Below are 20,142 nucleotides of genomic sequence, written 5' to 3' on the forward strand. Positions count from 1 at the left end.
TTCTCAATAGCACATAACATGAGCGAGCAAAATCAATGTGGCCAATTCATTATAGTAGTGATAAAAATTTTTTGTTTTTACGATGAAATAATAGGCATAACAGACCTGTGGCAATAACGGAGTATCGTTAAAATATTTGTTAATTTTTTTTGAATTTAAGGACTTGCAAATTTAGGGCAACACGATAACATGACTTCACAAAAATAATAATAAAGGGAAGTCATGAGATCTGTACTTTTTTCTGCTGCTTTATTAGCATCAAGCATCGCATCAGCATCTACTGCTGTTGATGGCTGGTATATGAGTGCTTTTGGAGGCTATAGCTATTTATCATCGAACGTAAATACTAATATTTTAGGTGTACAGCTTTCTAACGTACGCTACCGCGATGGCTGGAATGCAGGGGGCCGTCTAGGTTATCAATATAATCCCGTTCGTTATGAGTTTGAATATACGTACATCTCTGCCAATCCCGATCGTTTCCGTGTTACGAACTTTGATCTAACATCATTTAGTGGCAGAACCTCTGCTAATGTGCTCATGACTAATATCTATTTTGATTTTCCAGAGTTTTTGGAAACAATATCTCCGTTTATTGGCGGCGGTATTGGTTACTCGTTCTTAAACCTTGATTTAAACGCATCTGGCCCACTTGACGCGATTTCGTTTAGTGCCAAAAAAAATGTGTTTACCTATCAGGGAACTGTGGGTTTAACATATAACTTCTCAGAAAATTACGCACTCAACGCAGCATATCGCTATATGTCCACCACAAGTATCAATACGTTCGGAAGATCATTCCAGGCCCAAATGGGTAGTATTGGGGCAATCTATCGATTTGATTCTTGCAGCTATAAATAAGATACAAGCCTGGTTGCGTGCAACCCTGCACCAAGGACTCTAACTTAGCCGAGTTTATGGTTCCCGTGTTCAAGCTGCGGGAATTCGCCAGTTCTTGGTAATATGACTAGAAGCCCGTATTAGCGCAGCGTAATACGAGCTTCAGTTCATTGCCAACCACAATGAATAGACCTTTTACGTTTAATATGAGGCATGGCCTGAGGCTCCTGCCATAACGTAACAAAGAGTACCATAACCACCGGCCCGATAAATAAGCCCAATAAACCTAAAGTCTCAACCCCACCTAAGATACCAAATAACACGGCCAAAAAAGGGAGTTCAATCGCACCACCAATAAGCACGGGTTTAACAAAATGATCCGCAATAAACATCACTAAGGTTCCCCAAACCAAAACAATGATCGCGCCAACCATACTTCCAGCTGAAAATAAAATCATCGCAACAATAACAAAAACAATAGGTACAACAAAAGGAATCATGGCCGCTAAAGCAGTAATAAATCCAGTCAACGTAGGAGCAGGGAAACCTACCAAGCCATAACAAATACCCATTAATATCCCTACTCCCAGCCCGACAACGATGGTGCCATTAACAGTTGCACTCAATGCCTTAGGTAATCTATCAGCATAGCGGAACCATCTTTCTCCCAGGCAATATTCCCCTATTTGATAAATCTGAAACAATAATTGATCCCCATCACGATAGAAAAAGAATAATGTTAATAAAGTAAAACCAACCTGAATACTACGATGCGCTAAATTCGTTCCTATCTGTTTCACATAATAACTAGTGGGAGCTAATGATAAATGCACATTGGAGAGAAAATCACGAATCTTACCTGGTTGGCCAATATTGTCATCCCAATAGGCTACCAATTCATTACCAATGAATGGAAAATTTTTCAAAAACTCTGGAGCAGCACCACCCTGTTGATTTATATTTTGTAAAAAATTAATGAAATACTGAACTTCAGTAATCAGGATTCGCACCAACCAGCTTAACGGAAGAAGGAAAAGTAAACCAATTAGAGTTGTAAAAAGAAAGGCTGCGAGGTTGTCTTTATTACCAAACAGATACCGCCATTTTTTATACAAAGGATAGGTAGCAATAACAATGATTGCCGCCCAAATCATCGAGGGGATAAAGCGATGGATAATAAATAAAGTAAGGGCAACAATACCTACCGTTAACCCAATACTAATTAGTTCCTTATGATTCTCATTCATCACGCAAAACTCCAAGCTAATAGCTGCATTATGAGCCAAGCAGGTAGTGCGGCTAATACATCATCCAACATAATCCCCATTCCACCTTTTACCTTTTCATCAATGTATCCTATAGGTTGGGGTTTCCAAATATCAAAAATTCGAAACAGAATAAAACCGCATAGCATCCATTTAAATCCTTGCGGTGCCATAAACATCGTTAATAGATAACCAACAACTTCATCCCAAACGATCCCTTTATAATCATGTACGCCTAACTCATTACTTACTTTATCGGAGACCCAAACACCCAAGACAAATGCCAATGCGGTTAAAATAAGGTAAACAATTGGATTGCAATGCATCAATAATAAATAGACTGGTACAGCAGCCACGGTCCCCCAAGTTCCTGGTGCCTTAGGCATCAAACCAGAACCAAAACCAAAAGCGATAAAATAAACAGGGTCTTGCCACACACGATTTGCTAAATTGATTTGCTTCATTATTATTCTCACTACAGTTGCAAACTGTTCACCTGATCATGTACGTCATCCTAACGCAGATTCTTAAATTAACACACGCTACAGATTTAAAAATGCAAATAGCCTTTTGGGACTATTTCATGATACAGATTCTCAGCCGTTTTAATTCTTAACCCAAGCTGTTTTTCAATCACACCAATGGGGTAACAAACCACCCCTGCTTGCTTTAAGGTACTCATCAGTGAATCAAATTTCAGCTCAGGCACTGTAAAACATAACTCATAATCATCACCGCCTGTAAGGGCTAAGTCAACTGCTTTATTGCGATAATAATGCTTCACCAGGGGTTCTATGGGAATGGCATCTAGATTAAGACAAGCACCAACCCCACTGGCCGTACAAATATGATTAAGATCAGCACTAAGCCCATCAGAAATATCTATAGCTGCCGTAGCATAAAGACGTAAAAATTTGATTAAATCAATGCGTGGTGTTGGGTGCAATAGTTTATGCATTAAGGTGGCCTGATCCGATGAAGGTATGTCTTGAGCATCAAGAAATTTAACCGCCAAAGCAGCTGCCCCTAAGTTTCCTGATACAAGAATAAGATCACCAGGTTTAGCACCACTACGACGTACTTCCTGACGACAAGGCGCTTGACCAAAAACGGTTAACGTAATTGAAAGTGGACCACAGGTAGTGTCTCCACCAATTAAAGCGATATTAAATTGCTTTAACGAATCACTTAAGCCACGAGCAAAAGACTCAAGCCAAGAAGGCTCCATTTGAGGTAAGGTCAATGCCAAAGTAGCCCAACAGGGCTGAGCCGCCATGGCAGCCAAATCACTAACACTAACCATAACTGAACGATAAGCAATATCGTATGCATCCCAGTCGGGAAGAAAATGTACTTTGGCAACCAAAGTATCCGTGCTAACTAATATATTCATGCCCTCGGGAACATGCAAACATGCAGCATCGTCCCCAATACCCAATAAAACATCATCGCGTTTTAGATCTAACGGCTTGAAAAACTTATCTATTAGAGAAAACTCATCCATTACCATTATCTAGGCTGATTTCAACTGCACGAACTTGTTGAGCCAGATTATTTAATACCCCATTGACGTAACGATATCCGTCTTGTGCGCCAAATTCTTTAGTCAATGATATGGCTTCATCTAAAACTACTTTATAAGGAATATCTGGACAGTTAATTAACTCAAAAGCCCCTATGCGTAACACTGTCAACTCAATCGGATTTAATTCGCTGATGCCTCTATCCAAAAATGAAACAAAGCTCTCTTCAAGCTGCTGTACATTCTCTGGAATACCGTATAATAAGCGGCAAAAATAATCAGCATCAACTTTTTCCATATTATTTGCCACTCGGAATTGAGCTTCAATTTCATATAAATCAGCACCAGACATTAACCACTGATAAAGTGCCTGAAGTGATAATTTCCGGGCTTTACGTTTTCCACTTATAGACTGCTTTTCCACTATAACCTCATGAATTTTGTTGTAAGTGCCCAGAGCATGGCTAAAATAAAAAAAACAGCCATCATCGCTTCGCCTAGGCTAGCAAATGACGGCACATTACCTATTCTATGAACACTTATTTTGTGTTTGCTTGAACCTTAAAAGTTTACTCTTTTAAGCTAGTCCCCATCAAAATCCTTTTTTTACTGTGAGCCTGTTTATATTTTGCAATAAACAAACCCTAATCTTTTTTCATTTGATCTATCGTCTGTCTGAAATCACTTACATCTTTAAAGCGTTTATACACTGAAGCAAAACGCACATAGGCAACATGATCCAGACTATACAAAGCGTGCATAACTAACTCGCCAACGAGTTGTGAGTCAATTTCACGCTCACCTCTACGACGAATTTCTTGAGTAATGGCGATGATCGCTTCTTCTAAAGAATCAACGCTTACCGGTCTCTTTTCTAGCGCTCGTAACATACCCGAACGCAAATTATCGATACTAAATGCTTCACGTCGACCATCGCGCTTAATAATTAAAGGCATAATCAACTCTGCAGTTTCAAACGTTGTGAAACGTTCATGGCATTCGAGGCATTCGCGCCTTCTACGTACTTGAGCACCATCAGCCACTAAACGCGAATCGACAACCTTGGTTTCTTCTGCATGACAAAATGGACAATACATGATTACCTATAAACCGGAAACTCACAACACAAACGCAATACATCTTCTTTAACCCGCGCTATAGTCGCTTCATTGTTAATATCATCAAGAATATCTGCTACCCAATTTGATAGAAGAGTAATTTCTTTTTCCCTAAATCCTCGGGTTGTAACCGCCGGGGTTCCCAGCCTTAGACCACTGGTAACAAAGGGTGAACGTGGATCATTAGGTACTGAATTTTTGTTTACTGTAATATTGGCACGGCCTAAAGCAGCATCAGCATCTTTACCGGTAATGTCCTTATTAGTTAAATCCACTAACAGTAAATGATTATCAGTGCCACCGGAAACAATATTATATCCCCGACTGATTAAAACCGAGCTCATCGTTTTTGCATTCAGTAAAACTTGCTCTTGATAGGCTTTAAATTCTGGTAATAAGGCTTCCGCAAAGGCGACTGCCTTAGCTGCAATAACATGCATTAACGGTCCGCCTTGCATGCCTGGAAATACAGCTGAATTTAATTTTTTCTCAACTTCCTCATTTGCACGACATAAAATCAAACCACCACGAGGGCCTCTTAAGGTCTTATGAGTCGTTGTAGTAACTACATCAGCATAAGGAATAGGTGAAGGATATAAACCTGCTGCGATCAAGCCAGCAACATGGGCCACATCAGCCATTAAGTAAGCACCTACTTTATCAGCAATTGCTCGAAAACGTGGCCAATCAAGAACACGTGAATAAGCTGAAAAACCTGCAATGATTAACTTAGGTTTATGCTCTAAAGCTAAATGTTCTAATTCATCGTAATCAATTAATCCCGTTTGTTCATCCACCCCATAAGGCACAGCCTGATACAATTTTCCAGAAAAATTAACTTTAGAACCGTGCGTTAAATGACCACCGTGGGATAATGCCATACCTAAAATAACATCACCGGGAGATAATAACGCCATCATCACTTCAGCATTTGCCTGGGAGCCAGAGTGTGGTTGCACATTGGCATAATCAGCCCCAAACAGCTTTTTCGCACGTTCAATTGCCAAGACTTCGGCCACATCAACGTACTCACAACCGCCATAATAACGTTTGCTGGGATAACCTTCGGCATATTTGTTTGTCAGCACCGAACCTTGAGCCTCTAGCACTCGAGGACTCACATAATTTTCCGATGCAATAAGTTCAATATGATCTTCTTGTCGACGCTCTTCCTCGACAATTGCCAGGAAGAGCTCTTTATCAAAATTTTCTATGGTATAGCTTCCATCAAACATAAGTAAGTTCCTTAGCCTGGAAATAATTACATCAAGGTTTAACAACGATATCGTTAATAACGCTGCTCACACCATCTACACCTGCAGCAATAGCGCCAACTCTTTGTTTTAAGCGCTCGGTAGGCACGAAACCACTTAATTGTACCTGATCTTTAAAAGTTTTAACTTGTATTGAAAGTCCAGTCGCTCCTAAATCATTCACTAAGGTGGCTTTTACTTTAGTGGTTGTCGTGGAGCTATCTAGAAACTCCCCTGTGCTTTCGCTACCGGGCGAAGCAACACATGCAGCCAAAATTAAAGATAAAAACCCCAGATGGAGGATTTTAAATAGGTTACGCATCACTGCAATCCCTCAAATAAAAAAAACGCAGCTAAGACTACCACAAAATTTAATCGGATACGAATGCCATCCAGCACATCATCCTGTGGATGTGTATGACAAAGTCTCTCCTGAATGAGGCATTGTTTAGATTTATGATGCCTCATTCAAGAGAGTCCTTACTCTATTCGGGATGACCTGTATTATCGTGATGTGCCCCATATTAGCTGCACTAATATGGGCTATGTTTTTTTAGTTTTGGTGTTCTACTGTATTCGGATGAACAATTACTTTAGCACCAGAAGGTGTCGGTTGACTCGCTGGACGTGGGTTGGCCGCAGGCCCTTGTGGACGCACCTGAACGTGGGGTTGTGGTCGTGCTTGTGGCTGGCGAGGATTAATAACTACCACTTGTCCACCGTGTCTAGCGCCATGGGCATGGGCATTGCCATTTCCATGAACATTAACAGGGGCTTGATATACACGAGCTTGAGGAGCTGGTCGGTAACCATGACGATGATGGCGAGAACCGTGATCATCGTGATCATAATGACGATGCTCTTCATAACGATGTATTTCAACATAAGGTGGAGGTGGTGGCGCATAATAACCTGGTTCGTAATATGCCCCCTCAGAAACACAAGAAGACAGCAAAGGTAATAACAACATACAAGGTATTAAACGTTTCATTGGACTACTCCACATATACAAAAAAAGGAAGTTACACCTAAATGCAACTTCCCTATTAATAAACTTTTTAACTTATCAAAAATTATCGGCGCGATATTTCAGCTTTAACACCATTTTTCAGAAAAGGAACAACGTGAATAGTACTGTCTACGTTAGTCCAACCAGAATAAACAACTCCGTATGGAGATTGAATTGTCAGGTACATACCGCTATGGCAGTAGAAATAGTAGAATAAGTTAATATAATGAGGCGCTTCGTAACGATAAATACTGAAATCAATTGTGCTGCCATCATCAAAAGTTCCATACACATAAACGTCAGTGAAACTATCGTTTATAATTTCGATTTGGCAATAGCCAGGAAACGTAATTTCTTTAGATATAGACTTTTTATCAGCCGCATCTGCCTTTGGATGCATATGTGCAGTCACTGCAAAAAGATTGCTAAAGAAGCCTAAACAAATTACAAACAGCAAGGACTTCAACTTCATGGTTTTCCCCTTTTTCATTATGAAAGCGGCATAGTAGCAAAGTATTGTATTTAGTCAATAGGTTTTTTTTGTAACCACGTTCCAGCTTACCAACATGGTGAAAACTTAAATAATGATATCTTAACCTTTGACCACTGCAACAAAGAACATTGTGTGTCACAAAGAAAGAACAAAGTATCATGGCCAATGCAATCTATTGTCAACACATTAAATAAAATTAATATAATTGAGAGAATTAACGCCCCCTTTCGTGATATATTTGGCCAGTTTTAAATTTGTAGGGGCACCTAATGAAAAAACGTTTGACTATCATGGGCATTGCCCTATTGGTTGTTTTCGGTGGAATTATTGCTTTTAATTTCATTAAGGCATTTATGATTAAGCGGTTTTTTGCCAGCTATCAGCCCCCTGCGGTTGCGGTTGCATCTGCTGTTGCCAAAGAGATAAATTGGGTTCCCACGCTGAATGCTGTAGGCAATTTCGTTGCGCTAAATGGTGTGGATCTAGGTTCCCAAGCATCGGGAAATGTGATTAAAATTGATTTTGAATCAGGGCAGTATGTCGAGAAAGGCGCCCCATTAGTTACTTTGGATGATTCCATTGATCAAGCTGTTCTAAAATTTAACCAATCAGATCTGGCGCTGAAAACACTTAGTTACAAACGTCAATCCGATTTGTTTAAGCGCGGAGCAACGCCAATTTCCAGTGTAGATGAAGCCAAAGCAATGCTTGATCAAGCACAAGCAAAGGTTGATCAAACACAAGCGCAAATTAATCAAAAACATATTACTGCGCCATTTTCAGGCCGTTTAGGCATCCGCCAAGTCAATGTGGGTCAGTTTGTTAATCCAGGACAAACGACAATTGTTTCATTACAATCATTAGATCCACTATATTTAGACTTTTATCTTCCAGAGCAACTGTATAAAAAAGTACATCCGAACCAAATCATTACCTTTTCTCTAGAACAGTTTCCTGACCTCCTTTTTGAAGCTAAAGTTTCAGCGGTTAACTCTAAAGTAGATCTCAATACGCATAACGTTCTAGTGCAAGGTGTGCTCGCGAACTGTCCTGCGAGCGCGATTAAAAATCCAATAGGCTCGCCACTGGTTAAAACCCATCAGGAAGCCAATAGCAGTAAACAAATTGTTTCTTGTAGTACTGAAACCAATGCCCAAAATAAAGTACAAAAATATGCTTTTGTGCCTGGGATGTTTGCCGCAATTGAAATTGAACAAGCAGCAAAAGCACATACCGTTGTAGTGCCATCAACAGCAATTTCCTACAGCCTCTACGGTAACTCGGTTTACATCATTGAAAAAGATAAAGAAGGTAAGAAAAATCCAGATGGTTCCGACCTGCTTACTGTAAATCGTGTATTTGTCACTATTGGTGAACAACGTGGAAATTACACCGTAATTAAAAAAGGAGTAAAAGCAGGACAACCTGTTGTTAGTGCCGGAGAGGTCAAACTACAAAACGGTACTCCTGTTGTAATCAATAATGAAGTCAGACTCAACGATACCAGCAATCCCAATCTGCTGGGGCAATAAAAGATAACGTAAAGCCCCTTAATACTTGGGTTAGGAATTAATTCTTAACCCAGAAAATGAATTACTTTTTGTCAGGATAATTTATGAAATTTACCGATCTTTTTATCAAGCGGCCTGTACTTGCCATGGTAATTAGCTTGCTCATTTTCCTGTTTGGCCTCAATGCCATGCATGACATGCAAATTCGCCAATATCCTCGTATGGATAACACCGTTATTACTATTATGACTGGATACCCTGGCGCAGATGCCGATCTGATCGCAGGGTTTATCACCTCACCATTAGAAAATGCCGTTGCCAGTGCTGAAGGGATTGATTACATGACCTCATCAAGCACCCAGGGCATGAGTACGATTACCCTAAACATCAAATTAAACTTTGATCCACAAGTCGCCTTTACTGACGTAATGAGTAAAGTGCAGCAAACCATTAACCAGCTGCCTAAAGAAGCGCAGCAACCCGTCATTTTAAAAGCCTCAGACTCATCAACCGCCTTGATGTACATCAGCTTAGACAGTACGGAAATGACACCTCAACAAATCACCGACTATGCAACCCGTGTGGTGCAACCACAATTGCAAACCGTTGATGGTGTAGCTAAAGCAGAAATTCTCGGGGGATCTACCTACTCCATGAGAATATTCCTCAACCCCGTAAAAATGGCTGCTTTAAATGTGGCACCTTCCGATGTTTCCGCAGCGCTTGCGAAAAATAACTTCTTAACCGCAGCGGGAAATACTAAGGGCGAATACGTAGCGCTGAGCATCACCGCCAAAACCGACCTGAATGATGCCTCACAATTTAGTAACCTTATTGTTAAAAGCGATAAAGGTTCCATTGTGCGTTTACATGATATCGCTAAAGTTAAATTAGGCTCACAAAGCTATGACACCTCAGTAACCTTTAATAGTAAAAAAGCCGTATTCATTTCGATTACTCCAACACCAACAGCAAACCCATTAACGGTAATCAGTGATGTACGCACGCTTATGCCGTCAATTACCAAGGAGTTTCCACCTTCATTAACCGGCACCATCGTTTATGACGCGACAGACTTTATTCGTGCCTCATTAGATGAAGTAACCCATACCATTATTGAAGCAGCCGCCATTGTTATTGTGGTAATTTATTTGTTCTTAGGTTCCATGCGTTCCGTCTTTATTCCTATTGTAACAATTCCATTATCGCTCGTTGGTGTTTGTACCCTAATGCTCATGTTAGGTTACAGTATTAACCTGCTTACCCTACTCGCCTTTGTACTCGCAATTGGCTTGGTGGTCGATGATGCCATTGTGGTCGTGGAGAATATCCATCGACACATTGAAGAAGGCAAGACACCTTTTGACGCGGCAATTATTGGTGCCCGAGAAATTGCCACTCCAGTTATTGCAATGACCATCACCTTGGCTGCGGTTTATGCACCAATTGGCTTTATGGGGGGATTAACTGGAGCTTTATTTAAAGAGTTTGCATTTACACTAGCCTGTGCGGTAATTATTTCCGGACTTATTGCATTAACCTTATCGCCAATGATGTGCTCTAAAGTACTAACAGCGGATATTGGTAGTGGCAAATTCGTCCATTTTCTTGACACCGTTTTTAATAAGCTAAAAGAAAAATACCAGCGCATTCTCCACAGTCTATTAGACACCCGAATCATTATGCTGCCATTTGCCGCCATAGTGATTTTAATGCTGCCTTATCTTTATACGCATAGTGCTGCAGAAACGGCTCCAGAGGAAGACCAAGGCTTCTTCTTTGTCATCGGAACGGCACCGCAATTTGCAACAATCAACTATATTGAAGCATTTACGAAGCCATTTGATGACATCTATAAAAGCTTCCCAGAAACTGGGAACTACTTTACGGTAAATAGCAGTCAACCTGTTTCTGGAATGGTACTCAAGCCATGGAATGAACGTAAGAAAAGCCAATTTGAGTTAAAGCAGCCCTTGCAAGATAAATTATCTCATGTGGCCGGCTTAAATACCTTCGCGATTATCCCCCCTCCCCTTCCCGGTGGAGGTAGTGGTACTCCAGTGCAATTTGTGATTAAAACGACAAACGACTTCCAAAGTCTATTTGAAATTTCTAATCAGCTCGCGGAGAAAGCAAGAAATAGCGGTATGTTTATTTATGTCGATAACTCGCTGAAATTCAACCAACCACAAATCGAGTTAAAGATTAACCGCGCGAAAGCATCCGAAATGGGATTAGACATGCAAGCGGTAGGAAGCAGTTTAACCAGCGCACTTTCAGGTAATTACGTAAATTACTTCAATTTGCAGGGACGTAGCTATCAGGTTATCCCTCAACTGGATCGCTCATTCCGCATGTCACCGGAGCAACTTGGTCGTATTTATGTGAAAAGCATTAGTGGTACGATGGTCCCTCTTTCTACCGTAGTTACCGCTGAGGAAAAAACCGCGCCTAATGCGGCCACTCATTTCCAACAGCTTAATTCAGCGACTATCCAGGCAATTATGATGCCAGGAAAAACTTTAGGTGAGGGTTTGCATTTCTTACAAGAAGCAGCAAATGAAACCTTACCCAAAGGCTTTTCTTCCGATTATGGTGGTGCATCAAGACAATTTATGCAGGAAGGTAATGCGTTATTATTTGCATTTGTCTTCGCAATTATCATCATTTTCTTGGTTCTATCAGCTCAGTATGAAAGCTTCCGTGATCCATTAATCGTTTTAATTAGCGTACCTATGTCGATTTGCGGTGCCCTAATCCCGTTAAACTTAGGTCTGGCAAGCATTAACATCTACACTCAGGTAGGTTTAATTACCTTAATTGGATTAATCTCCAAACATGGAATTCTGATTGTAGACTTTGCCAACCAATTGCAACGAGAAAAAAATCTGGATCGTCGTGCCGCAGTAGAAGAAGCAGCAGGAATACGATTAAGACCTATTCTAATGACGACTGCAGCTATGGTGTTTGGTGTATTACCACTCTTAATTGCTAGTGGAGCAGGAGCAGTAAGCCGTTTTGATATCGGTTTGGTTATTGCTGCCGGACTTTTAATTGGTACCTGCTTTACCTTATTTGTAGTACCAACTATGTACACTTATATTGCCGAAGATCATCGTACTAAAAAGGACGACGATCTAGTGTCCGAGGGGGCCTAGAATAGTCAAATCGTAGCTCGTATTAAACGTAATCGTAATACGAGCTACATTTTGTACCAATCCAATTACTCAGCATCACAAAATCCCTTGAACCATGTAAAATCCCCCCTAACCTGTGGTATTATCTTTGGTTTTATCAGTACAGGTTTATATCATGGATAAAATCTACTCTCCCGAAGCGATTGAAAGCGCATGTTATAAAACATGGGAAAGCCATCACTACTTTCAACCTCAAGGAGACGGCAAAAAATACTGTATTATGCTCCCTCCTCCGAATGTGACAGGAAGCCTGCACATGGGACATGGTTTTCAACATACCATTATGGATGCCTTAACTCGTTATCACCGCATGTTAGGCGACAAAACCTTATGGCAACCTGGTACTGACCACGCAGGTATTTCAACACAATTGGTTGTTGAACGCCGATTAGAAGCCAATGGCATTTATAGAAAAGATTTAAGCCGTGAAGAATTCCTGGAACGCGTATGGCAATGGAAAGAAGAATCCGGTAATACCATCACCCAACAAATGCGACGTTTAGGTGCTTCTGTTGATTGGACTAGAGAACGCTTCACCATGGATGAAGGTTTATCAGCTGCGGTCCAAAAAGTATTCGTACAGCTTCATGATGAAGGCTTAATTTATCGTGGAACTCGCTTGGTTAACTGGGATCCTAAATTAGGAACCGCGGTATCAGATCTGGAAGTATTATCTGAAGAAGAAGATGGTTTTTTATGGCATATTCGTTACCCTGTTGTAGACTCTACTGAGTCATTAATTGTTGCCACTACTCGTCCTGAAACCTTGCTCGGCGACACTGCAGTTGCAGTAAACCCTGAGGATGAGCGCTTTAAGCATTTAATTGGCAAGCAGTTACAATTACCACTTTGCGATCGCACCATCCCCATCATTGCCGATGACTATGTTGATAAAGAATTTGCTAGTGGTTGCGTTAAAATCACCCCAGCCCATGACTTTAATGACCATGAAGTTGGGAAACGCCATCAACTACCAGTAATCAATATCTTTACCAAAAAAGCATTAATTAACAAAAATGCTCCATTAAAATATCAAGGCATGGACCGATTTGTTGCGCGTGAACAAATTATTAAAGATTTGGAAGCAGAAGGCTTCTTAGTTAAAACTGAAGCGCATAAATTAAAAGTGCCTCGTGGTGAAAAATCTAATGTTATCATTGAACCTCTATTAACCGATCAATGGTATGTAAAAATCCAACCATTAGCCGAACCTGCTATTGCTGCGGTTAAAAATGGGGAAATTCGTTTTATCCCAGAAAACTGGAGCAAAACTTATTTTCAATGGATGGAAAATATTGAAGATTGGTGCATTAGCCGTCAATTATGGTGGGGGCATCGTATCCCAGCCTGGTACGACAGCAACGGTAATGTTTATGTAGGTTACAGTGAAAATGATGTTCGCTTCAAATACAAGATTAAAGAAGGCACCCTGTTAAAACAGGATGAAGATGTTCTGGATACCTGGTTCTCCTCTGCCCTATGGCCTTTTTCAACCTTAGGCTGGCCGGAACGTACTCCAGAACTGGAACAGTTCTACCCTACTTCGGTATTAGTCACAGGTTTTGACATTATCTTCTTCTGGGTTGCGCGCATGATTATGATGGGTCTAAAGTTCACTGGAAAAGTTCCTTTTAAAGACGTATACATTACTGGCCTAATCCGTGATAACGAAGGTCATAAAATGTCTAAATCAAAAGGTAATGTGTTAGATCCACTTGACCTGATTGATGGTATTGATTTGGATTCACTGCTCGAAAAGCGTACCTCCAATCTGATGTTGCAATCCGTTCGCGATAAAATTATTAAAGCGACTCGCAAAGAATTTCCTGAAGGCATTAACGCCTATGGAACGGATGCGTTGCGCTTTACTTATTGCTCATTAGCATCAACTGGACGTAATGTCCGTTTTGATGTGGCCCGTGTAGAAGGCTATCGTAATTTCTGTAATAAATTATGGAATGCTGCCCGTTATGTATTGTTAAATACAGATGAAGAGCAAGTTGATTTCGGAGATGGTCCATTCCAATACAGCCCAGCAGATCAGTGGATTTTATCCCGCTTACAACGAACCATTAGCAAGGTACATCATTATTTTGAAACCTATCGCTTTGATTTGTTAGCCAATACTGTTTATGAATTCGTCTGGCATGAATACTGTGACTGGTACCTGGAATTATCCAAGCCCATCCTCCATGATGAGCATGCACTAGCTCCATTAAAACGCGGTACTCGTAAAACCTTGTTCCACGTATTGGATCAAATCCTGAAGCTACTGCATCCATTAATGCCTTTCATTACCGAAGAAATTTGGCAACGTACGTCAAAACTCACCAACGAGAATGGCAATGCTAGCATCATGCTAAGCAGCTATCCTCAAGTGGATGAAGAATTCCTCAATGATACCATTGAAGAAGAATTGGAATGGCTAAAATCTGCAATCCAAGCAATACGTACTATTCGTAGTGAGATGTCGATTTCCCCAGGAAAACAAATCCCATTGTATGTTCGTAACTACACTCCTGAACTCAAAGAACGTATGGAAAAGTATCAGCATACATTAAAAGCTTTAAGCAAGTTAACACAAATTAACTACTTGGAAGCTGGCGAAAAACCCCCTGTTTCTGCTACTGCAGTACTAGGAGAAATTGAGCTTTTAATTCCAATGGCTGATTTAATTGATAAGGAAGCAGAGTTAGCTCGCCTAGCTAAAGAATTAGCAAAGCTGGAAAAAGACATTAACTTGGCCTCAGGTAAATTAGATAACCCTAAATTTACGGATAAAGCGCCTCCTGAAATTATTACGAAAGAACAGGAAAAACTGGCTCAAGCACAACAAGCTAAAGAAAAGCTGTTACAACATAAGATTCGTATTGCATCGTTGTAAAATGTCCCCATAGGCTGAGCTGTCAAGCCCAGCCTATATTTCTCAAACCTACCTAATGACTGTATAAACTAGTAATAACGTTCATAATGCTTATATTTTAGAATTTTGACCAAATATAGACCAATTCAAACTGTCCTTTGTCATTATCGAGAAGGGGAGAAATGGTTAGCCTGTGCTGCTCTACCAGCTTCCCTAGCCTTATATGGTTTAGGCTTATTTTCTTTCAAAACCAAATCAGAACGTGATGAAATTTAACTAGAGATCAAATGTGGATCGGGCCATGGTCCGACAATGGGCCAGACCTACATTTAAATTTTTCCAGAACAGACGCGGCGATTGATCCACCAGGCTAATAATAATGTGGATAAAGCACCCAAATATACACTGGCATTCTTCCAACCAGCACCAGCCAATTGTAGTGCATCAGGATTTTTCGCAATGGAGAATGGAATGGCGAGCAATACATCAATGATCGCTGAACCAGCAACTAAACCACAAGCAATTAAAGTACCCTTTTGTTTTCTCGTAACCTGTTCTTCCTTATCTTTCTGAACACGACGTAAATGCCGTTGTACAAATAAAGCTATCATCCCACCAATGAATAAAGGAAATGAGGAGGAAAGAGGTAAATACATGCCTATCGCAACCCCAAGAATGGACAAGTTTAGGAAGCGTCTTATTTTAAAGATATGGTTCAGGAAAATGATTACTAAAATGACACCAGAGCCAACAAACATCATATTCCAAGGCAATGAATTTTGAAACACTGCTTCTGTTATTGCAGCCATCAAGGCGGCTGTGGGTGCCGGTAAAGATTGGCTCACATCCATTCCAGGATGCGGCATTACCCCAGCAATACCATAAACATTAAATAGTAACTGCATTACTGGTGGAATTACCAGCGAAGAAACCACAACCCCAAGCAAAAGCATGAGCTGTTGCTTCCAGGGAGTAGCACCAACCAACTGCCCTACTTTTAAATCCTGGGTATTATCATTCGCAATAGCCGCAACTCCAGTAACTACCGAACCAATCATAATAGTAATTGCTTCTGCTGCCTGTATTTGCTGAGGGCTTAATGGCAACGGCAGGAAATGATCGATAGCAACTAATAGCAACCATGCAGCAAATAACATTCCCGAAATAACCACTGAACTTCCAGGACTGGCAGTAACCCCAACCATTCCCGAAAAATAGGCCGTAATTACCGAAAAGATAAAACCAATAAATAAGACGTACAGCACAGCGAAAAATACTAGCGTAGGTGAATAATCGTTATCCAATCCCACTTGTGCTAAAGGCAACACTAATTGGAAAAATAAAAATAAAATCGAAGCCATCACCCCTATCCCCATAAGCAGGTAAGGAAGTGGGATGTCTTTGTCTGTACGCGGTACTTGCAGATCCATCCGACTTTTCGCTACAAAGGTACTGAAAGAGGTTTGAATGCTCTTAGACAATGGCTTAACTAATTTCAAAAAAGTCCACATACCAGCAAATAGCATAGCTCCTATCCCCAGATAACGCATCTCACTATTCCATAAGAATGAAGCGGCTTGCTCTGGGTTGTAATGCGTTAAAAATTCAGGATAAACACGGCTTACTATAGGTAAAGCAACTAACCAGGAAATGATAGCGCCCAAAAAGATACTGATGGCCATATCATGCCCGACCAAATAACCAGCACCTATCATGGTTGCAGAAAAACCAGCACCTAAACCAAATAAAGAACGCTTAACAACAAACCAATATCCCCAACTGTTTGCAATAAGTTTAAACCCCGTTTGCAACAATTCAATTAGACCGCCAATCGCCCCCCCCATCAAGATGTCGCTAATTTTGGATTTTTCTACCGAGGATTTTAATACCTCAGCAATAGCTCGCCCTTCGGGGAATTTTAAATTACGATCATTAACTAAAATACGGCGCAAAGGAATTGAGAACAGAACGCCAAGAATTCCCCCACTCACTGCAATAAAAAAATTCGTCAGGTAATCAAAATGACTCCAATAGCCAATAATGATTAGGGCGGGAATGGTATATACAATACCGCCAGCGACAGCCTCTCCAGCGGAGGCCGCTGTTTGCACGGCATTGTTTTCCAAAATAGTCGGATTTTTAAAGAAACGTAAAATTCCCATGGAAATAATGGCTGCAGGAATCGATGCAGAAGTTAAAATACCTAACTTCAACGCCAGATAGGCGTTTGACATAGCCAATAATACGGTCAATATTATGGCCAAAATAATGACCCGAAAAGTTAATTCGGCTACTTTTTTATCGGCAGCTATAAAAGGTGTATCACTCATCAAGACTTCCAAACTTTTTGTATTTCAGGTTTCAACATCGCTGAAATAGCAGATAAAGGAATTGAAACTATTTGTGGGCCATAAACGTAAGCCGCCACTTGATAGCTATCAAAAATGATCTCAAGTCCTTTTGGCGAGAAAGACCAAACATGGTAATTCTCTGCGACTGGCTTAGTCCCTTCATTGATCCATTTCGAATCAGAGATATTCTTTGCGGTAATATCTTTGCTACTGATTTCAGAAATTGTCTTTAAATAATCTGCCCCATTAACAAATAACTCTGCAAGCTCAACTTGGCGATTATCAACAAAATTCAACACAGCAGTCGTATTTAATGGATGAGCAGCACCGCGATGATAAATAGAAACATTAAAACGCACACTCAACGCATTATTTTGTTCGTAAGGAATCGCATAAGTAATATTTAGCCCACTTTTACCTGAAACATCTAAAGCAACATTTTCATCTTCAGATAGTTCATTAAAAAAACTTTTTTGCGTTTGTTCAATAAAAGCCTTTACTACCGTATTTACTTTCGCGTCTTTAAAGCCTTGTGGGTATTTTACATCAATGATATAGGTCGATGTTTCTTTCTTAAGTAATGCCGGAGTAACTGCCTGTGCAGCAAAAGAAGAAAAAATAACTAACAGCGATAAAACGAATTTTAATTGGTTCATCATAATTTAGTTCCCAAATCCAAAATCATTCTTAGATACCCATTGACCAGCAATCATTGTTTGGTGAGGCAATGGATATGCAAAATAATAACACAGCGCAGCCCCCTCAGTGGCGGACCATAATACCAAATCTGCCGCCATACCAGGAGCAATCTGGCCAACCTCTTTGTCTAAACTTAAAGCTTTCGCTGCTTGGCTCGTTACTCCAGCCAATACCTCAGGAACAGATAAAGCAAAAAACTGGCATGCCATACTCATCATCAATCTTAATGATGCAGTTGGTGAGGAGCCTGGATTGCAATCACTAGCAATAGCCATTCCTACTCCCGCCTGGCGTAATAAATCTACCGGTGGTTTACGTTGTTCGCGTAAAAAATAATAAGCACCGGGAAGCAATACCGCTACGGTATTGGACTTAGCCATCGCCTGTGCTCCAATCTCATCTAAAAACTCGAGGTGATCACAGGATAAAGCGCCAAATTCAGCAGCAAGCTCACTCGCCCCCAAATTAGATAATTGCTCTGCATGGCATTTTATTGGTAAATTTAATGCAAGCGCCGCATGAAAAATTTGCTCTGTCTGCGCAAGCGAAAAAGCAATCGACTCACAAAAGACATCGACGGCATCAACTAAAGTCGTATCAGCTAAAGCGGGAAGCATTTCCTGGCACAACACATCCACATAGGCTTGACTATTTCCGGTAAACTCAGGGCCAACTGTATGCGCACCCAAAAAAGTTTTACGTACTCTTAAACCAGTCATTTCTCCCAGACGTTTAGCCACACGTAGCATTTTTAGCTCAGTAGGCAAATCCAAACCGTAGCCTGATTTAATTTCTACCGTGGTTACCCCTTCATTTTTTAAGGCTAAAATTCGCGGTAATGATTGCTGGATGAGTTCGTCTTCTGAGGCCGCACGAGTTTGCTTTACCGTAGAGATAATTCCACCACCAGCCTGAGCAATTTCTGCATAACTGACACCAGATAGTTTCATCTGAAACTCTGCGGCTCGATTTCCCGCAAAAACCAAATGTGTATGACAATCAATCAAGCCTGGAGTAATTAATTGACCATGACAATCAACCCGCTCTTTAGTTTCATTAAAGTGTGCAGGCAGTTCAGCTTCCGGACCACACCAGGAAATAATGCCCTCACTAATAGCAATTGCCTGTTGTTCTAATTGTTTGCCTAAAGCATCAATAGTCCTTGCATTAACTAATAATTTATCGCAAGCAGACATCAAAAATCCCAATGAAGAACTTGATGTGGAGCCTTAAGCCATGACACATGGTGACTCGTGTCGTAAATGTCCCACTCTTTAGAAGCATAGGTTTGTGCATCAACATCCAATAATAACCAGGTTAAAAATTCTGCAACAGTTTCTGGTGCCACCAAACGTCCTTTCTCTTTCAGACGCTTATAAAAATTACCTTGATCACAATCTGGATTTTCATCGCTACGAGCCAGAACTTGCATATTCGTGTCAATAATCCCTGGCATTACACTAGCAAAAGCAACCGATTCAGATTCCAAGTGCCAGCACTTGGACAACATAGCTAATGCAGCTTTTGAAACGCAATAAGCGCCCCAACCTTTTATCGCAAAATAAGCAGCTCCGGAACCAATATTTAACACACGACCTCGATTTAACTTGGCATATAACATTTGTGATAAATAAAGTGGTGCATTTAAATTAGTATTTATTGCATTTTGCCATTCTTGAGGCTTAACATCTTTTAATAAGCTCAAGGGGTTTAAAGTACCTGCATTATTAACCAGTGCAGTAATTTGCGGTACCGAATCCAGATGCATTTTTATAGCGGCTAATCCATCAGGTGTTGCAACGTCTGCGCAGAAATATTGAATGTTTGTCGCCGTAGCTGCTGTTTCCTTCAATAACCGCTCTCGACGCCCAATGATTAATACATTTTTACCGCGTTTATCCAAAGATAAGGCTAAAGCTTTCCCTATACCACTTCCACCGCCAGTAATAATAAACACAATATCCTCTGTATCTTCTATCTAAGTGTACTCAGATAATACCAGACATTAGATTAAGTTGGCA

At 40.6% G+C, this 20,142-nt stretch carries 17 protein-coding genes; 4 read left to right on the forward strand and 13 right to left on the reverse strand.

From position 1 onward, the window contains the following. Window positions 1-222: 222 nt before the first annotated feature. Window positions 223-861: an outer membrane protein gene (locus ACQY7T_RS14545; protein ID WP_428414258.1), complete on the forward strand. Its 639-nt coding sequence runs from the start codon at window positions 223-225 to the stop codon at window positions 859-861. A 146-nt stretch (window positions 862-1,007) separates the two neighbouring features. Here ACQY7T_RS14545 and ACQY7T_RS14550 read toward each other — a convergent pair whose 3' ends face one another. The 9 genes from ACQY7T_RS14550 to ACQY7T_RS14590 form a co-directional block, all read right to left on the reverse strand. Further along, the gene (locus ACQY7T_RS14550; protein WP_428414330.1) at window positions 1,008-2,087 is read right to left on the reverse strand and encodes an AI-2E family transporter; all 1,080 of its coding nucleotides are present in this window, start codon (window positions 2,085-2,087) and stop codon (window positions 1,008-1,010) included. Continuing rightward, window positions 2,087-2,569, reverse strand: coding sequence for a phosphatidylglycerophosphatase A family protein (locus tag ACQY7T_RS14555; RefSeq protein WP_428414259.1), 483 nt, complete (start codon window positions 2,567-2,569; stop codon window positions 2,087-2,089). The genes ACQY7T_RS14550 and ACQY7T_RS14555 overlap by 1 nt, the downstream gene beginning before the upstream one ends. An 86-nt stretch (window positions 2,570-2,655) precedes the next feature. Next, window positions 2,656-3,609 (reverse strand): thiamine-phosphate kinase, encoded by a 954-nt coding sequence (gene thiL, locus ACQY7T_RS14560; protein ID WP_428414260.1) that lies wholly within the window; start codon window positions 3,607-3,609, stop codon window positions 2,656-2,658. After that, the gene (nusB, locus tag ACQY7T_RS14565) at window positions 3,602-4,051 is read right to left on the reverse strand and encodes a transcription antitermination factor NusB (protein WP_428414261.1); all 450 of its coding nucleotides are present in this window, start codon (window positions 4,049-4,051) and stop codon (window positions 3,602-3,604) included. Before nusB ends, thiL begins: the two co-directional genes overlap by 8 nt. 220 nt (window positions 4,052-4,271) lie before the next feature. Further along, a complete protein-coding gene (nrdR, locus tag ACQY7T_RS14570) occupies window positions 4,272-4,724 on the reverse strand; it encodes a transcriptional regulator NrdR (RefSeq protein WP_428414262.1) in 453 nt (150 codons plus the stop codon). A gap of 2 nt (window positions 4,725-4,726) precedes the next feature. Then, entirely contained in the window at window positions 4,727-5,980 is a 1,254-nt protein-coding gene (gene glyA, locus ACQY7T_RS14575) for a serine hydroxymethyltransferase (RefSeq protein WP_428414263.1), read from the reverse strand. Between the two features lie 31 nt (window positions 5,981-6,011). Continuing rightward, window positions 6,012-6,320, reverse strand: coding sequence for a BON domain-containing protein (locus tag ACQY7T_RS14580; RefSeq protein ID WP_428414264.1), 309 nt, complete (start codon window positions 6,318-6,320; stop codon window positions 6,012-6,014). A 231-nt stretch (window positions 6,321-6,551) separates the two neighbouring features. Then, window positions 6,552-6,989, reverse strand: a complete 438-nt coding sequence (locus tag ACQY7T_RS14585) for a hypothetical protein (RefSeq protein WP_428414265.1) — start codon at window positions 6,987-6,989, stop codon at window positions 6,552-6,554. An 82-nt stretch (window positions 6,990-7,071) separates the two neighbouring features. Next, a complete protein-coding gene (locus ACQY7T_RS14590; protein WP_428414266.1) occupies window positions 7,072-7,479 on the reverse strand; it encodes a hypothetical protein in 408 nt (135 codons plus the stop codon). Between the two features lie 290 nt (window positions 7,480-7,769). On the opposite strand from ACQY7T_RS14590, the gene ACQY7T_RS14595 reads away from it, so the two are divergent. The 3 genes from ACQY7T_RS14595 (at window position 7,770) to ACQY7T_RS14605 (ending at window position 15,092) form a co-directional block, all read left to right on the forward strand. Then, the gene (locus ACQY7T_RS14595; protein ID WP_428414267.1) at window positions 7,770-9,032 is read left to right on the forward strand and encodes an efflux RND transporter periplasmic adaptor subunit; all 1,263 of its coding nucleotides are present in this window, start codon (window positions 7,770-7,772) and stop codon (window positions 9,030-9,032) included. 83 nt (window positions 9,033-9,115) lie between these two features. After that, window positions 9,116-12,169 (forward strand): efflux RND transporter permease subunit, encoded by a 3,054-nt coding sequence (locus ACQY7T_RS14600; protein ID WP_428414268.1) that lies wholly within the window; start codon window positions 9,116-9,118, stop codon window positions 12,167-12,169. Window positions 12,170-12,323: 154 nt separating this feature from the next. Continuing rightward, window positions 12,324-15,092, forward strand: coding sequence for a valine--tRNA ligase (locus ACQY7T_RS14605; protein WP_428414269.1), 2,769 nt, complete (start codon window positions 12,324-12,326; stop codon window positions 15,090-15,092). Window positions 15,093-15,400: 308 nt separating this feature from the next. Here the strand turns inward: ACQY7T_RS14605 and ACQY7T_RS14610 are convergent, their stop codons facing one another. Genes ACQY7T_RS14610 through ACQY7T_RS14625 form a run of 4 tightly spaced genes read right to left on the reverse strand, consistent with a single transcriptional unit; the run spans window position 15,401 to window position 20,078 of the window. Beyond that, window positions 15,401-17,401 (reverse strand): OPT family oligopeptide transporter, encoded by a 2,001-nt coding sequence (locus ACQY7T_RS14610; protein WP_428414270.1) that lies wholly within the window; start codon window positions 17,399-17,401, stop codon window positions 15,401-15,403. Next, window positions 17,401-18,081 carry an RsiV family protein gene (locus ACQY7T_RS14615; RefSeq protein ID WP_428414271.1) on the reverse strand — a complete coding sequence of 227 codons (681 nt, stop codon included), beginning with the start codon at window positions 18,079-18,081 and terminating at the stop codon, window positions 17,401-17,403. Before ACQY7T_RS14615 ends, ACQY7T_RS14610 begins: the two co-directional genes overlap by 1 nt. 3 nt (window positions 18,082-18,084) lie before the next feature. Then, window positions 18,085-19,317: an imidazolonepropionase gene (hutI, locus tag ACQY7T_RS14620; protein WP_428414273.1), complete on the reverse strand. Its 1,233-nt coding sequence runs from the start codon at window positions 19,315-19,317 to the stop codon at window positions 18,085-18,087. Further along, window positions 19,317-20,078, reverse strand: coding sequence for an SDR family NAD(P)-dependent oxidoreductase (locus tag ACQY7T_RS14625; protein WP_428414274.1), 762 nt, complete (start codon window positions 20,076-20,078; stop codon window positions 19,317-19,319). Before ACQY7T_RS14625 ends, hutI begins: the two co-directional genes overlap by 1 nt. Window positions 20,079-20,142 lie beyond the last annotated feature (64 nt).

It is taken from the genome of Legionella sp., assembly GCF_965140895.1.
Classification (GTDB): Bacteria; Pseudomonadota; Gammaproteobacteria; order Legionellales; family Legionellaceae; genus Legionella.

Bases quoted from the DNA above. Each gene is read 5' to 3' on its own strand.
- ACQY7T_RS14610 (WP_428414270.1), bottom strand. From the start codon at position 17,401: ATGAGTGATACACCTTTTATAGCTGCCGATAAAAAAGTAGCCGAATTA.
- ACQY7T_RS14550 (WP_428414330.1), bottom strand. From the start codon at position 2,087: ATGAATGAGAATCATAAGGAACTAATTAGTATTGGGTTAACGGTAGGT.
- ACQY7T_RS14605 (WP_428414269.1), top strand. From the start codon at position 12,324: ATGGATAAAATCTACTCTCCCGAAGCGATTGAAAGCGCATGTTATAAA.
- ACQY7T_RS14580 (WP_428414264.1), bottom strand. From the start codon at position 6,320: ATGCGTAACCTATTTAAAATCCTCCATCTGGGGTTTTTATCTTTAATT.
- hutI (WP_428414273.1), bottom strand. From the start codon at position 19,317: ATGTCTGCTTGCGATAAATTATTAGTTAATGCAAGGACTATTGATGCT.
- ACQY7T_RS14615 (WP_428414271.1), bottom strand. From the start codon at position 18,081: ATGATGAACCAATTAAAATTCGTTTTATCGCTGTTAGTTATTTTTTCT.
- thiL (WP_428414260.1), bottom strand. From the start codon at position 3,609: ATGGATGAGTTTTCTCTAATAGATAAGTTTTTCAAGCCGTTAGATCTA.
- ACQY7T_RS14585 (WP_428414265.1), bottom strand. From the start codon at position 6,989: ATGAAACGTTTAATACCTTGTATGTTGTTATTACCTTTGCTGTCTTCT.
- glyA (WP_428414263.1), bottom strand. From the start codon at position 5,980: ATGTTTGATGGAAGCTATACCATAGAAAATTTTGATAAAGAGCTCTTC.
- ACQY7T_RS14590 (WP_428414266.1), bottom strand. From the start codon at position 7,479: ATGAAGTTGAAGTCCTTGCTGTTTGTAATTTGTTTAGGCTTCTTTAGC.
- ACQY7T_RS14545 (WP_428414258.1), top strand. From the start codon at position 223: ATGAGATCTGTACTTTTTTCTGCTGCTTTATTAGCATCAAGCATCGCA.
- ACQY7T_RS14595 (WP_428414267.1), top strand. From the start codon at position 7,770: ATGAAAAAACGTTTGACTATCATGGGCATTGCCCTATTGGTTGTTTTC.
- ACQY7T_RS14555 (WP_428414259.1), bottom strand. From the start codon at position 2,569: ATGAAGCAAATCAATTTAGCAAATCGTGTGTGGCAAGACCCTGTTTAT.
- nrdR (WP_428414262.1), bottom strand. From the start codon at position 4,724: ATGTATTGTCCATTTTGTCATGCAGAAGAAACCAAGGTTGTCGATTCG.
- ACQY7T_RS14600 (WP_428414268.1), top strand. From the start codon at position 9,116: ATGAAATTTACCGATCTTTTTATCAAGCGGCCTGTACTTGCCATGGTA.